Genomic DNA, 14,151 nt, shown 5'->3' with positions numbered 1-14,151 from the left:
GGGGCCTCCCGTTGCGAATGGGTGAGTGATTGGTTAGGTTACTGAGTTTACCCTCTGTGGCGGGCAGTGGGGCGGCGCATACCAATTTTCGCCATAATCGGGTTCATGAGGGTGTCGAGTTCACGCACGCGGAAGAGCATGAGCATGGCGTAGTAGGCCAGGCCCATGACGATTCCGCCGACGAGGACGGTGATGAAGGCGCTGCCACGTGAGGCCCAGGCGAAGCCGTCGAAGGTGTAGCCGCCCAGCAGGTAGAGGGCGGCGGCACCGGCCAGACCTGCGCCGATAGAGGCGAAGGAGACGCGGGCGTGGGTTGAGACGAGTTCGCGCACCCCGTAGTCGCCGAGACGGCGGGCAAGGACGCGGTGGCTCAGGTAGACCGCCAGTACGTTCTGCAGGGCGTAGGTGAGGGCCAGGCCGTAGATGGTGTATTGGGGAGCTAGCTGAGAGGCGGTGAAGCCCATGGCGACAATAACAACCGCTGAGATGAGCTGGATGTAGAAGGGGGTTTTGGCGTCTTCTTGGGAGTAGAAGACGCGACCCATCATGAAGGCGATGGTGAGGAAAGGGCCGCCCAGGGCGATGACGGCGATGGTCTGGCCAATCACTGCGCCTGCTTGCTGGGAGCCGCCGCCGAAGATCATGCCGATGGGCCCGGCGAAGACGATGAGGGCTACAGCGCAGAAGATGGTGGCGATAGATGCGGTACGCAGGCCGGACGAGAGTGCGGCGGCTACCGAGGTTTTGTCGTCGTCCTGCGAGGCTGCTGACATGCGGTTGAAGAGTACCGTGGCGATGGAGAGGCCGATGACGCCGTGGGGCAGGGAGTAGAGCATAGAAGAGTAATTCAGGGCCTGCACACCGGGAATTTGCACGCCCATGGCCAGGAAGTCCTCGCGGGCACCGATTACACCGGCTGCGACCTTGGTGAGGTACATGAAAGCCAGGTTAGAGATTGCACCGGTAGCTAGCGTCCATCCTGCTAGGTTTGCTGCTGTGCCCAGGCCGATGCCGCGCCAGCCAAACTTGGGGCGCAGCTTCAGACCCACCTTGCGCAGGGGGATAAAGAGGATCAGGGCCTGTAGTGCCACACCCAGCGTTGCTGAACCGGCAAGCACCAGGGTCTGGGCGGACGTCCAGCTCTCCAGGTTGTGGAAGGGTGGGTTGGTGGTGACGTCCTGGGGGCCAAAGGCCATGATGAAAATGACCAGGGCGGCAATCGCTACTACGTTGTTGAGGACGGGTGCCCACATGTACCAGCCGAAGGCCCCGCGAGCGTTCAGCACCTGGCCCAGGATCGTGTAGAGGCCGTAGAAGAAAATCTGGGGCAGGCACCAGAGCGCAAAGATCCAGCCGAAGTGCTGTTGCTCGGGCGTCCACTCTTCACCCATGACTAAGATAATGGGCCACGAGAAGAGCAGAACCACAGCGGTCACCGCGGCGATACCGCTGACCGCCAGCGTCACCAGGCGTGAGACGTAGTCGGAGCCGCCGTCGTCGTGCTTAGCCGCTTTAATAATCTGCGGCACCAGCACGGCGTTAAAAATACCGCCAGCCACCAGCACGTAGATCAGGTTGGGCAGGGTGTTAGCGGTTTCAAAAATATCGCCCACGGTGGCTGTGCCACCGAGAGCAACAGTAATCAGGAAGGTTTTAACGAAGCCGAGAACCCTCGAAACGAGCGTACCAGCGGCCATAATCGCGCTGGATAAAGCACCGGAACGTGCCACGGGAATCCTTATCTACTCAGTCAGCTAGGAGAGCTGGTGAATGATGTACTCACGGGCAATCTCAGCGATGCGCCGCTCGTTCGGGAACGAGAGTCTACGCCCCAAATCATCAATATTGACCCAGGCGACGTCAACCGCCTCGTGGTCAGGGTCGTTCTCGGTGGTGAGCTCGCCACCGGTTGCGGAGAACAAGAAGTGGTGAACCGTCTTATGCACTCGGTGCCCCGAAACGTTGAACCAGTAGTCAATGGACCCCAGCGAGGTAATCACATCGCCAGAGATGCCGGTTTCTTCTTCAATTTCGCGGGCCGCAGCTGCCACCTTGGACTCGTCCCCCTCGGGGTGACCCTTGGGCAGACACCATTCCAGACGCCCGCCACGGTTGATGCGGGCGATGATGGCAACGGGCAGGTTGCGGTCGTCAAAGTTGACGATGACGCCGCCTGCAGAGACCTCCTCAACCGTGGGCATGGCAGCAACGGGCGTGAAAGCCCGCTTCTTTGGTGCCCGGGGAATAGGAAAAGTCATGTCTCTACCTTAACCGATAGAGAGGGGTGATGTTTTAAAAGTTGAGGGTGTAAGTGGTAACTTGTGCGGTTTGCTGGCACGATTGAAGGGTTATGGCGCATGTTTTTGATACCTCCCTCATCCACCCGGTAGCACGTGAAGCGGGCGAGCTCTTTGCCCGCGTGGGCTTTGAATTAGCCCTGGTGGGCGGGCCCGTCCGTGACCTGTTTTTGGGGGAAACCTCGGTAGATTTGGACTTCACTACCAACGCCACTCCCGATCAAACCCTGGCGGTGGTGGACGGCTGGGCCGACGCTACCTGGGAGATCGGCAAGGAGTACGGCACCATCGGCATCCGCAAGGGGGATGAGATGGTTGAAATCACCACCTACCGTGCTGAAAAGTACGACCCTGATTCCCGCAAGCCGGTGGTCGCTTTCGGTACAGATTTGAAGGAAGACCTCTTCCGCCGCGACTTCACCATCAACTCTATGGCCCTGCGCCTGCCCTCCCTTGAACTGGTTGATCCCTTTGGGGGTCAGGAGGATTTGCGGAAGGGCATTATCCGCACCCCCGGTACCCCACAGGCGTCCTTCTCTGACGACCCGCTGCGCATGATGCGCGCTGCCCGCTTCGCCTCCCGCCTGGATATTGACCTGGCCCCCGAGGTCTTTGAAGCCATGGTCGATATGGCCGACCGTATTCAGATTATTTCGGCTGAGCGCGTGCGCGATGAGTTGGTTAAGCTCATTTGTGGTCTTGCTCCCCGCCGTGGTGTTGACCTGCTCGTGGAGTCGGGGCTGGCGTCCTTTGTTCTGCCCGAAATCCCGGCACTCAAGCTGGAAGTCGATGAACACCACCGCCACAAGGACGTCTACCAGCACTCCCTGACCGTCATGGAGCAGGCTGCTGCCCTTGAAACCGACGCGGACGGCGCTGTGCCCGGCCCCGACTTCATTCTGCGCTTTGCTGCCCTCATGCACGATATTGGCAAGCCCGCCACTCGCAAGTTCGAGAGTAACGGGGCTGTGAGCTTCCTGCACCACGACGTGGTGGGGGCCAAGCTGACCAAGAAGCGTATGCGCGAGCTGCGCTTCGATAACGACACCATCAAGGCTGTCGCCCGCCTGGTCGAGCTTCACATGCGCTTTTATGGCTACGGGGACGCCGGCTGGTCCGATTCTGCGGTGCGCCGCTACGTGCGCGACGCAGGGGACCTGCTGGAGCGCCTGCACCGGCTGACCCGGGCGGACGTCACCACCCGCAACAAGCGCAAGGCCAACCGCATCGCGTCCGCCTACGACGACCTAGAGCGCCGCATCGCAGAGCTGGCTGAACAGGAGGAACTGGACGCCATTCGCCCCGATTTGGACGGCGAAGAAATCATGGCGATTCTGGATATCAAGCCCGGCCCCCAGGTGGGCCAGGCCTACAAGTTCCTGCTCAACCTGCGCCTGGACGAAGGGGCCCTGGGCAAGGAAGAAGCAACGGCCCGCCTGCTGGAGTGGAGCAAAAAGTAAGGCCAGAAACTTGGATATAAGCATATAGCCTTATATATGAATATATAAGGCTATATGCTTATCTTGTGTTTGTTTTGACTGTTGACCAGGTGGGCTCATCCGGTGATAAGGACCGAATCCCAGACCTCTTTACCCTTGTCGATGGGCTAGAGGGTAGCGGCGCCCCAGTCCGTCCATTCCAGCGCACCGCAGGCGACGAAGCCCAAGCGGTGTTCGACGACCCAGCTGCTGCGCTTGTAACCGCTCTTGCTCTGGTGCGTACCGGTCACTGGTACGTGGGCATAGGGGAGGGCCCGGTAAACGTCCCGCTACCTGCAGAAACTCGGGCAGGGGCCGGGCCCGCTTTTGAGTACGCCCGCAGAGCGGTTGAGCGGGCTAAAAAAGCAAAAGGACGCTGCTGCTTCGCTGGGTCTGTAGCGGTAGCTCAGCTGGTTGATAGAGCCCTGAGTCTGCTCGCCCGTCTTGAAATAGACCGGCAAGAAACCCGCCAGCAGGCAGGAGAAATGGCTCGTCAGGGGTTGTCTCAGAAGCAGATAGCTGAAAAACTTGGGATAAGTCAGTCTGCCGTGAGCCAGCGGCTCAGTGAGGGCTACTGGTCTGAAACACGAGCCCTGATAGACGAACTGGTAGAGATCCTGCGGTAGTCCATGCATCTGCTCCATTCCTAAGGTGCATGAAGAACTCACCCCGCAGACTGATGTTTTCTTCAGTCTGACCCCCTAGTGTTAAAAGTGATACCGTCACGCACAACAAGGGGAGACCCATGCTCGAGGTCAGAAACCTCACCAAAACCTACGGCCCTAAAACGGCCGTCAATGACATCAGCTTCACCGTGCCCAACGGCCGAGTCGCCGGCTTTCTCGGCCCCAACGGCGCCGGCAAATCCACCACCATGCGCATGCTGGTGGGGCTAGAAAAGCCCTCCAAGGGCAGCGCCCTGGTCGACGGCCAGCCCTACCGCTCCCTCAAAAGCCCGCTCACCTCTGTCGGCGCCCTCCTCGATGCCAAGGCCATGCACCCCGGGCGTAACGGGGCAGCCCACCTGCGCTCGCTGGCGCTGACGCACGGTATCCCGAAATCCCGTGTTGATGAGGTTATTGAGATGACCGGCCTGGCCGCTGTCTCAAAGAAGAAGGTCAAGGGCTTCTCCCTGGGTATGGGCCAGCGCATGGGTATCGCGGCCGCCCTGCTGGGTGACCCCCAGAACGTCATCCTCGATGAACCCGTCAACGGCCTTGACCCCGAAGGTGTTATCTGGGTGCGTAACCTGGCCCGCCACCTGGCTTCTGAAGGCCGGGCCGTGCTGATTTCTTCCCACTTGATGAGTGAGATGTCCCAGACTGCCGACGATCTCATCGTGATTGGCCGCGGCCGTCTGCTGGCCAACTGCTCTATGGAAGACTTCCTGAAGATTGGTGACGAAAACAAGGTGCTCGTGCGCACCGACGCCCGTGATACCTTCGCTACCGCCCTAAATGAAGCCGGCCACACCTTCACTGCCCTCGAAACGGACGGCCTGATGGTGGAGCAGGCGGACGCCCGCGACCTGGCCCGCCTGGCCCAGGGGGCCGGTGTGCTGCTGCACGAGCTCACGCCGCAGAAGTCCACCCTGGAGCAGGTCTACATGAACATGACCCGCGACGAGGTCGAATACCACTCAGCCGAGTTCACCCCCTCCACCGGCCAGGAGAACGCCGCCGCCCCGGTACTCGCAGGCCCTGCAGATGGCCCTGCGGCCCCCTGGAACCAGACTTCAACCGACGCTAAGGAGAACTAACCATGACTGCTACCCTTTCTGCTCCTGCGTCTGCCTCCCAGTTCGCTGGGCGAAAGCTCTCTTTCGTGGGGGTTGTGCGGTCTGAGGCCCTGAAGTTCCGTACCCTCACCACTAACTGGGTGATGACCCTGGTGCTGGCTGTGGTGATGGTGGGTATGGCCCCCCTCTATTCCCTGGTTCTGAACTCTATGATGGACAGCCCGGAGCTGATGACCCAGGCTGAGCAGGGTATGGCTTCGACGAATGCCGGTGTTGAAACTATTGCCAACATGGCATATGCACTAGGTGCTTCAGGTATTGATATGGCAAATATGCTGATTGCCTCCATTGCTGCGGTCTTTATTGGGTCTGAATATGCCACCCGGTCTATTCATACGTCTATGACTGTTGTGCCTCGCCGTACCACCCTCTACCTGGCAAAAATCCTGGTTATTTCCCTCTATGCTTTCGTAATTGGCTTTGCCCTGGCTGCGATTGCTTTCTGGGTTGGCTACCCGGTGCTGGATGAGTCTATTCGTCAGGCTCTGGAGATGAACTCTGGCCTGCTGATGAACTGGGTTGCTGCAGGTATCTACTTCATGTTCATGGCCTGGATGGGCTTCGGCTTTGGTTCCCTCTTCCGCAATAACGCTGGCGGTATTGTGCTGGTGGTTTTCCTGCTTCTGATTCTGCCCATTATTGCCACTATCTTCATGGGGCAGTTCGAGTGGGTAGCGGACGCCTACAACTACCTGCCCTCGGGCTTAGGCCGCGTCATTCTCACCTACGACCTGAGCTCAGATGCCGACATCAGCTACCTGGAAGGCGGCGCCTGGTTCGCCCTCTGGGCCGCTGTGCCCGCCCTGCTGGGCTACCTGCGGTTTACTCTCACCGATACCCGCGGCTAAAAAGCTAGCTAGTCCTTGACTGGCATGGGTGGTGACTTCTTCTCAAGGGGAAAGAAGTCACCACCCTTATCGTTTAGCTTTACAATAGAGCCATGGTTGAGCGTAAGAAAAAGGACGGCGAACAGTGGCTTGCCCGTGCCGTCTCGCATGCCCGCCCCGAGGTTGTCCGCACAACCTTCTCTACGTCCATACAGCGAGTCAGTCGAATCCCCGGCCAGGTCGGGGAGTTCTCCGGGCGCGCCGCCGGCGTCCTTACCCGCAAGGACGCCCGCACCGTCCGCGTCCGCCTTACCCTCACCACCCTCTTTGTCACCCTGCTCGCCATACTGGTCGCCGCTGTGGGCAACTACCTCTCCCACACCCACACCCCCGAAGACAGCGTGGACCGCTACATGAGCGCCCTCGAACGCGGCGACTACATCGCCGGCATCGACCGCGGTGCCTACAGCGACTTCACCTACACCTACCTCACCAACTCCATCTACCGCGCCGCCCAGGGGCGCGTAGAAAACTACACCATCACCGGCACCAGCAAGGACGCCACCGGGCAGGTCACAGCCAGCGTCCTCGCCACCGTGGCGGGGCAAGACCACCAGCTCACTCTGCCACTCACCCAGATACCCCGCACGGGGCCCTTCAACGACAGCTGGCAGCTTGCCACCCCCGCCCAGTCCTACCTCACCCTCACCGCGCCGGTAGCGCTCGCCGGGGTGCAGGTCAACGGCCAGTCCCTCGACCTTCCCGTTACGCGCCGTACAGAAACAGAAGCCGGGTACCAGTGGGTAATCCCAACCCTGCCTGGCACCTACGATTTCACCCTGCCCAGCAGCTCCTACTACACCCTCAGGCATGCCGACCACACCGTCACCGCACCTCTACCGGGCGACGGAACAAGTGCTCAGGAGCTCACCCTCGACGTGCGCCCATCCCCCCGCATGTGGAATGAAACCAACAACCTCATCACATCCTGGCTAGAGCGTTGCGAAAGCGCCCGCCGCCTCGATGTTGCCGGGTGCCCCACCTCGGCCCTGCACGGGGAAGACTCCACCGCCACCATCAGCAACGTCTCCTGGGAACTCACCGACCGCCCCGCTTTCTACCTGGTGCCGGACCGCACCGACCCCACAGTCTGGCGGGCCTCCCGTTACCGCCAGGCCACCTTTGAAGTCACCTACCTCGCCGACGGTAAAGCCCAACGAGAAATCATCCCCTTCTACATCAACGCTGAGGTAGTCTCAGATGGAACCCAAGCTGACATCAGCGTGGGTCTTGGCGGCAGCGAAGAAAGTGAAGCCCAGCTGCGCCAGGCCATCACCAGTGAAGACGCCGCCAAATCTACCCTCCAAAAATTTGTGGCCTCACTCGAGAACACCCCCTAAAGGCAGGAGACCATGCCCGAACAGCCCCAGCACTACCAGCCCACCTATATCAACAACCCCGGCCGCGCCCGCTCCTTTGCCCAGGGGCAGCCGGTTTACATCGTGCAGGCCAAATCCACCCTGGTGGCCTACCTGCTCTTCTTCTTCCTCTGGTGGCTCGGGGCCCACAAGTTCTACCTGCGCCAGCCCATCATGGGCATCTTCTACATCGTAGGTAACCTTATTGCGGGCGGTATCACCGCAGCGGTGCCTTTCATCGGCTGGATCTTCTATATTCCCCTGGTCATCGTCATGATTTGGGACCTCTTCACCATCCCCGTACGCGTGGGCTACCTCAACGCTCTGGCTAACCGCCGCATCTACTAATGGTGCTGTGAACAACACCGCTTTAACCGCGCCACCCCTGCCCAAACCGGGCGTCCTGCGGTAAAGTTGGTCAAGTCTGTGCTGGCGCTCGGCCAACACCTGAGACCGGCCAGACCGTACGTAATCTCCTGCTATGGAAATCCCATAGCCGCTTAGCCCAAAGGAGGGGTTTAATCATGCGTGCATACGAACTGATGGTTATCCTCAACCCCGAGGTAGAGGACAAGGCTGTAGAGCCCACCCTCACCAAGTTCCTCGAAGTTGTCACCAAGGACAACGGCACCGTTGACAACATGGACATCTGGGGCCGCCGTAAGCTCGCTTACGAAATCCAGAAGAAGTCCGAAGGCATCTACGCCGTCGTTAACTTCACCTCAACCCCCGAGACTGCTGCTGAACTGGACCGCGTTCTGAACCTGAACGAATCCGTCATGCGCACCAAGATCATCCGCCCGGAAGATCAGCAGATCTCCTCCAAGTAAATGTTTGAGACGGGGCCCTGTTCACTAAAATGTCAGACCCCCGTGCAAAACTTCAAATACTTACTCTTATTACGACTGGAGGCATCACATGGCTGGCGATACCGTCATTACCGTCATCGGTAACCTGACCGGCGATCCTGAGCTTCGCTTCACCCCCAACGGTGCAGCGGTAGCTAACTTCACGATCGCTTCGACTCCCCGCAACTTCGACCGCGCATCCGGCGAATGGAAAGAAGGCGAGACCCTCTTCCTGCGCGCCAGCGTCTGGCGTGAAGCTGCCGAGAACGTCGCCGAGACCCTGAAGAAGGGCATGCGCGTCATCGCGCAGGGCCGTCTGAAGTCTCGCTCGTATGAAACCAAAGAAGGCGAACGCCGCACCAGCATGGAGCTAGAGATCGAAGAAATCGGTCCCTCACTCCGCTTCGCCTCCGCTAACGTATCCCGCAACCAGCGCTCAGGTGGCAACTTCGGTGGCGACCAGGGCTTCGGCGGCGGCTACGGCAACCAGCAGGGCAACGGCTTCAACGCCGGTGGCCAGGGTGGTTACGGCGGCGGCGCAGGCTACGGCAACCAGGGCGGCTTCGGTGGCAACACCGGCGGCGCACAGCAGGGCAACTTCAACGCTGCCCCTGCCGCACCCGCAGCAGCCCCCCAAGCCGCACCTGCCCAGCAGGCACCCGCTGCTGACCCCTGGGGCCAGCAGTCCGGTGGCAACTACGACTGGGGATCCGGCGCAGACGACGAACCCCCCTTCTAAACCCCGGGCAGGCACCGCCTGCACGGCAGAAGGGAAGGGGCGCCCGGCGTCCTTCTTTGAACCAAGACAAAATATTCATCCATCCCGCGGTTTATCCCGCGGGCTCCCACCAGAAAAAGGAGCACCACGATGGCTAAGGCTGAAATCCGCAAGCCCAAACCCAAGCAGAACCCCCTGAAGGCTGCTGACGTCACCGTAATCGACTACAAGGACGTCGCACTTCTGCGTAAGTTCATCTCCGACCGCGGCAAGATCCGTGCACGTCGCGTCACCGGCGTGACCGTTCAGGAACAGCGCAAGATCGCTCAGGCAATCAAGAACGCCCGCGAAGTTGCACTGCTGCCCTACTCAGGCGCTGGCCGCTAAATCGATAGGAGAGTAGAAGAACATGGCTAAGATCATTCTTACTCAGGAAGTCACCGGCCTCGGCGCCGCTGGCGACGTTGTAACCGTCAAGGACGGCTACGCACGTAACTACCTGCTGCCCCGCGGCTTCGCAGTCACCTGGACTGTAGGCGGCGAAAAGCAGGTTGAGTCCATCCGCGCAGCACGCGCTGCTCGCGCCAAGGCTAACCTCGAAGAAGCAAAGGCAACCGCAGCTGCTCTGGCAGCAAAGCCCGTTGTTGTTGCTCACAAGGCTGGCGCTGACGGCCGCCTCTTCGGCACCGTCAAGGCTGAGCACGTTGCTGACGCCATTGAGGCTTCAGGTGCAGGCTCCGTCGACAAGCGTGCGATCAACCTCGGTTCCGCTATCAAGCGCACCGGCGTTTACACCGTTTCCGTGCGTCTGCACGAAGACGTTGTAGCCAACGTTGAGCTGGACGTTGTAGCCGAGTAATTCCCTTGAGGATTATTCGCTAGGCTTCTAGCAGCATCAGGACGCCCCGTTCCCCCATCTTGGGGGAGCGGGGCGTTCTGCGTGTGGTGGGCTTGCGGTTTTCACAGGGGAGTCTGGCATGCTAGAGGGTATGGCTTTACGATCAACACCTTCTTCTACCCGCACCCGCCGCCCCCAGAGCACCCAGATGCTGTTTGCAGCTGCGGTGACCGAGGGCCTGGCGGTGCTGACGCTGGTGTTGGCTTTTGTGGTGAACGTGGGGTCACCCTCAATGGTTCTGGCCACCTTCTTGGGGTTTATGGCTGTTTCTGTCGTAGCAGCTACCCTAGCCTTTGTGCTGGCCCTGGTGGGGCTGCTGCGCTATGCCCGGCACACGGCCTGGTTCATCATGATTCTGGTGGTGTCTGTGCTGGCTAACCCGGTGCTCTGGTTCTTCCTGATTGGCTACTTCTCCTAGAAATTCCCCGGGCTGGCCGGGGCCTGCCCGCGCCCGGGAGGCGCCCACGGGCGTCCGCGAAAATACCCAGCTTGCTCCCAGGCAACTCAAAACCCAGTTCAAGCCTAGTGCGGTTATATAGATGTAACAGCTCGAAAGGCTATAAGAAGCGAATGTGTGTGTGCTTCGAAAAGCGGGTAATGCTGAACCCGGTTTTCACTCACCGATGGCGAGACCAGTATGGGGGTCTCGCCATCGGTGTTTAAAGCGTTTTTCACCCGCCCGGCGGATGTGCCCTAGTTCCGTTTTCTCTAAGGTAGAAGCAGAGACCCACACACGAAAGGTAGCAATGGAGCACCCCAACCAGCCCTCTCATCGACAACCACCACAGGCTCAGTCCACGCAGGCCTTGGCTCCGCAGCCTCAGCCTTCACAGGCTCAGGCGTCATCCACCCGCTCGCGTATGCTGGTGCCCGACGTTGCCCGCGGGCTCATGCTCTGGGGCATTGCGGTAGCCAACGTAGCTACAGCCTGGGTGCTCTTTGCGGGCGGCCCGGCGTCTATGACCGGGCGGGTGGTCGACGGGAGTTTCTGGGACAAGCTGACTATCATGTTCACCACCTCCTTTGTGCATGCCCGCGGCTTCCCCATGTTCTCGACCCTGCTGGGCTTTGGTGTGGGGCTGATTGCCGCCAGCCTCTACCGGCGCGGCTACCCTCTACCGAAGGCCCGCGGAGTGATTGCCCGCCGCTACGGCATGCTGGCGATCTTTGGCGGCCTGCACATGGTCTTTCTTTTCTGGGGCGACATTATGCTGGCTTACGGCCTGATTGGCCTGTTCATGGCCTGCCTGATTGCGGTGCGCACCAAGGTCCTGCTCTGGGTCGCTGGAACGCTCTTTGCTGTGACCAACCTGGTGGCCCTGGCCGGGGTGCTCCTGCTTCAGGCGGTGCTGGGCTCTGGCCAGCTCCAGGAGCTACTGAACGGCGGCAGCGGTGATTTGTTGCAGGTCACAAGCTACTGGTCGGTACTGCTCAACGGCCTGATTGTGCTGCTGGGCAGCCTCCTCGGCGTGCCCCTGCAGGCTTTCATGCTGCTTCCCTTGATGCTGCTGGGGTTTGTGCTGGCGCGAGAGGGCGTGCTGGCTGAGCCCGCGCGTCACCGCCGGGTACTGGTCTGGCTGGCCGGGGTGGGCCTGGCCGCTGCCCTGGGCACCGGCATCCCCGCCGGGCTTGAGGCCCTGGGTGTGCTGCATACCGGCGTTTTCGGGGTGCTCACCATGACCCTGGGCGTTCTGGGTGGCCCGGGCTTTATTGCCCTGCTGGCGCTGGCACTTGCCGGGGTTCAGGAGCGGGTGGACGCCGGTGCCCCCGTCCCTGCCCCGCTTCGACCCCTGATCGCCCTGGGTAAGCGGTCTATGACCGGTTATGTGCTACAGTCGGTGATTTTCTTGGTCGTCTTTGGCGGCTTTGCCCTGGGGCTCTTTGCGGACGCCGGTGCCTCGGTGCTCCTGCTGGTTGGCACAGGCGGGTGGCTGGTGACGGTTCTCGTAGCGGTGATCCTTGAAGCGGCGGGCAAGCCCGGCCCGCTGGAGGCCCTGCACCGCAGGATGTCCTACGGCAAGGGTGGGCTGAACTAGCTGAGGGGTGGAGACTTCACCCGCGCCTGGGGCGCTGTCTAGGTTTCTTGGCGTGTGTGCACGGTTTTCTCTGCACACGAGCTAAGAACCCTAGACAGACTACCGCTCCACATTCCCAGGCTGTACACAGGGACGGTATATAAGAGCTTAAGAAGGCTCCGCCATACTAGAGGTACAAGGTTCGAAAGAGCAGCCGCCCGCAGGGTGGCCCTGGAGAATCTCAAGAAAGCAGTAGTGTGTGTTTCTTGCATGGGGCCTAGCCCTGATGTGTAAATGTGTGTGTATTGATGAGGCCGGGTCGGGGGACCCGGCCTCGTCGTTTTAAACTGTGCGAGTGCGCACCTAGAATGGGTGCTTATGCACTGGCTTATTCTGATTATTTCTGGCCTTTTCGAAGCTGTCTGGGCAACGGCCCTGGGTAAGTCTGAGGGCCTGACCCGCTTGACCCCCACCCTGGTCTTTATCGGGGGTCTGGTTCTCAGTATGGTGGGCCTGGCCTATGCTATGCGGGAGCTGCCCACCGGTACCGCTTATGCTGTATGGGTGGGCGTCGGTGCGACCGTCACCGTCCTCTACGCCATGGCGACCGGCACCGAGCCTGTTTCCCTGCTTAAGGTGCTCTTCCTGCTCATGATTGTGGCAGGTATTGTGGGGCTGAAAGTCACCTCCTAGAGAGACAGGCGCATAATAGACCCATGAAGGTTTTACTCGCTGTCGATAAGTTCAAGGGCACGCTCACCGGTGCCCAGCTCACCGAGGCGCTCGCCGCCGGGCTAGAGGAGGCTGGCGGGTGTGAGGTCATCACCTGCCCCATTGCGGACGGCGGCGACGGCACCGTAGACGCCGCCCTGGCCGCCGGCTACAGCGAAGTCACCTGCACCGTCACAGGCCCCTTTGCCGGTCAGCCGGTGACCGCCCGCTACGCCTACTCGCAGGCTGAATGCACGGCCGTCCTCGAAATTGCCGAAGCGGGCGGCATTGCCCGCCTGCGCGAAGACCAGCTGGACACCTGGCGGGCCACCTCCTTCGGCGCCGGTGAGCTGATTCTGCACGCGGTGGGCGCGGGTGCGCGGACGCTCGTGGTTGGCCTGGGCGGGTCGGCCAGTACCGATGGGGGAGCGGGTCTCATGCAGGCGCTCGGTGTGAAACTTCAGGACGCTGCGGGGCGTGAGCTTGCCCCTGGAGGCGGGGCGCTGGGGCAGCTGGCTTCAGTTGATCTGACCGGGCTCGATGAGCGTCTGGCCGGGGTAGAAATTATCATGGCTAGCGATGTGACCAACCCGCTGTGTGGCCCGTCCGGTGCCGCTGCGGTCTATGGGCCCCAGAAGGGGGCTACTGAAGAGCAGGTTCCCCAGCTTGACCAGAACCTGCAAAAACTAGCCGATGCGGTAGAAGAAGCCCTCAATGTTTCACGTGGAACATTCGCTACCGCCCCCGGTGCGGGTGCTGCCGGTGGTCTGGGCTTTGCCTGCCTGTCAATACTCGGGGCCACCATGCGCCCCGGCGTTGAGGTCTGTTTTGAGCTCACCGGCTTCCACCGGGCCCTCGACGGCGCTGATCTTGTGATCACCGGCGAAGGAAAATTCGACGAGCAAACCCTTCAAGGCAAGGGCCCGGCAGGGGTTGCGGCAGAAGCCTCCGCCCGCAACCTGCCGGTTATCGCCGTCTGTGGAATCAGTGAACTCTCCCCCGAGCAGGCCCGCACCGCCGGTTTTACGGCCGTCTACTCTGTGGTGGGCGATACTGTCGCCACCCTGGAAGAATCCCTGGCCAACCCGCGTCCTTACCTCCACGAACTAGCGGCCACCATCGCCAGTGCCCACCTGCGCTAGA

Annotated in this window: 16 protein-coding genes; 14 read left to right on the top strand and 2 right to left on the bottom strand. The window is 60.8% G+C overall.

From position 1 onward, the window contains the following. Positions 1–47: 47 nt before the first annotated feature. Together murJ and L6762_RS09535 are read right to left on the bottom strand one after the other, a co-directional pair. Positions 48–1,730 carry a murein biosynthesis integral membrane protein MurJ gene (gene murJ / locus L6762_RS09540; RefSeq protein WP_237187020.1) on the bottom strand — a complete coding sequence of 561 codons (1,683 nt, stop codon included), beginning with the start codon at positions 1,728–1,730 and terminating at the stop codon, positions 48–50. A 24-nt stretch (positions 1,731–1,754) separates the two neighbouring features. After that, complete coding sequence (locus L6762_RS09535; RefSeq protein WP_237187019.1) at positions 1,755–2,258, bottom strand: NUDIX domain-containing protein; 504 nt, start codon at positions 2,256–2,258, stop codon at positions 1,755–1,757. Between the two features lie 92 nt (positions 2,259–2,350). Between L6762_RS09535 and L6762_RS09530 the strand changes: the two genes are divergently transcribed. The 14 genes from L6762_RS09530 to L6762_RS09465 all read left to right on the top strand — a co-directional run bounded on the left by L6762_RS09530 (position 2,351) and on the right by L6762_RS09465 (position 14,150). Continuing rightward, the gene (locus L6762_RS09530) at positions 2,351–3,757 is read left to right on the top strand and encodes a CCA tRNA nucleotidyltransferase (RefSeq protein WP_237187018.1); all 1,407 of its coding nucleotides are present in this window, start codon (positions 2,351–2,353) and stop codon (positions 3,755–3,757) included. Between the two features lie 65 nt (positions 3,758–3,822). Further along, a complete protein-coding gene (locus L6762_RS09525) occupies positions 3,823–4,401 on the top strand; it encodes a helix-turn-helix domain-containing protein (RefSeq protein ID WP_237187017.1) in 579 nt (192 codons plus the stop codon). A gap of 119 nt (positions 4,402–4,520) precedes the next feature. After that, on the top strand, positions 4,521–5,534 hold the full coding sequence (locus L6762_RS09520) for an ABC transporter ATP-binding protein (protein WP_237187016.1): 1,014 nt from the start codon (positions 4,521–4,523) through the stop codon (positions 5,532–5,534). 2 nt (positions 5,535–5,536) lie between these two features. Next, the gene (locus tag L6762_RS09515) at positions 5,537–6,421 is read left to right on the top strand and encodes an ABC transporter permease (RefSeq protein WP_237187015.1); all 885 of its coding nucleotides are present in this window, start codon (positions 5,537–5,539) and stop codon (positions 6,419–6,421) included. Between the two features lie 92 nt (positions 6,422–6,513). After that, positions 6,514–7,800, top strand: coding sequence for a hypothetical protein (locus L6762_RS09510; protein ID WP_237187014.1), 1,287 nt, complete (start codon positions 6,514–6,516; stop codon positions 7,798–7,800). A gap of 12 nt (positions 7,801–7,812) precedes the next feature. Further along, the gene (locus L6762_RS09505) at positions 7,813–8,166 is read left to right on the top strand and encodes a TM2 domain-containing protein (RefSeq protein ID WP_237187013.1); all 354 of its coding nucleotides are present in this window, start codon (positions 7,813–7,815) and stop codon (positions 8,164–8,166) included. A gap of 176 nt (positions 8,167–8,342) precedes the next feature. After that, on the top strand, positions 8,343–8,648 hold the full coding sequence (rpsF, locus tag L6762_RS09500; RefSeq protein ID WP_135011322.1) for a 30S ribosomal protein S6: 306 nt from the start codon (positions 8,343–8,345) through the stop codon (positions 8,646–8,648). An 88-nt stretch (positions 8,649–8,736) separates the two neighbouring features. Further along, positions 8,737–9,405, top strand: coding sequence for a single-stranded DNA-binding protein (locus L6762_RS09495; protein ID WP_237187012.1), 669 nt, complete (start codon positions 8,737–8,739; stop codon positions 9,403–9,405). Positions 9,406–9,534: 129 nt separating this feature from the next. Next, positions 9,535–9,771, top strand: a complete 237-nt coding sequence (rpsR, locus tag L6762_RS09490) for a 30S ribosomal protein S18 (protein ID WP_004005948.1) — start codon at positions 9,535–9,537, stop codon at positions 9,769–9,771. Positions 9,772–9,793: 22 nt separating this feature from the next. After that, positions 9,794–10,243, top strand: coding sequence for a 50S ribosomal protein L9 (rplI, locus tag L6762_RS09485; RefSeq protein WP_237187011.1), 450 nt, complete (start codon positions 9,794–9,796; stop codon positions 10,241–10,243). A gap of 130 nt (positions 10,244–10,373) precedes the next feature. Next, positions 10,374–10,700, top strand: a complete 327-nt coding sequence (locus tag L6762_RS09480) for a hypothetical protein (protein ID WP_237187010.1) — start codon at positions 10,374–10,376, stop codon at positions 10,698–10,700. A gap of 328 nt (positions 10,701–11,028) precedes the next feature. Continuing rightward, a complete protein-coding gene (locus L6762_RS09475) occupies positions 11,029–12,318 on the top strand; it encodes a DUF418 domain-containing protein (RefSeq protein ID WP_237187009.1) in 1,290 nt (429 codons plus the stop codon). 357 nt (positions 12,319–12,675) lie between these two features. Continuing rightward, a complete protein-coding gene (locus L6762_RS09470) occupies positions 12,676–12,990 on the top strand; it encodes a DMT family transporter (RefSeq protein ID WP_237187008.1) in 315 nt (104 codons plus the stop codon). A gap of 23 nt (positions 12,991–13,013) precedes the next feature. Beyond that, positions 13,014–14,150: a glycerate kinase gene (locus tag L6762_RS09465; protein WP_237187007.1), complete on the top strand. Its 1,137-nt coding sequence runs from the start codon at positions 13,014–13,016 to the stop codon at positions 14,148–14,150. The last annotated feature ends 1 nt before the right edge of the window (position 14,151 follow it).

The organism is Rothia nasimurium (genome assembly GCF_928381705.1).
Classification (GTDB): Bacteria; Actinomycetota; Actinomycetes; order Actinomycetales; family Micrococcaceae; genus Rothia; species Rothia nasimurium_G.
Note: the sequence above shows the minus strand (reverse complement) of the source record. Positions and strands in the feature narration are given on the sequence as shown.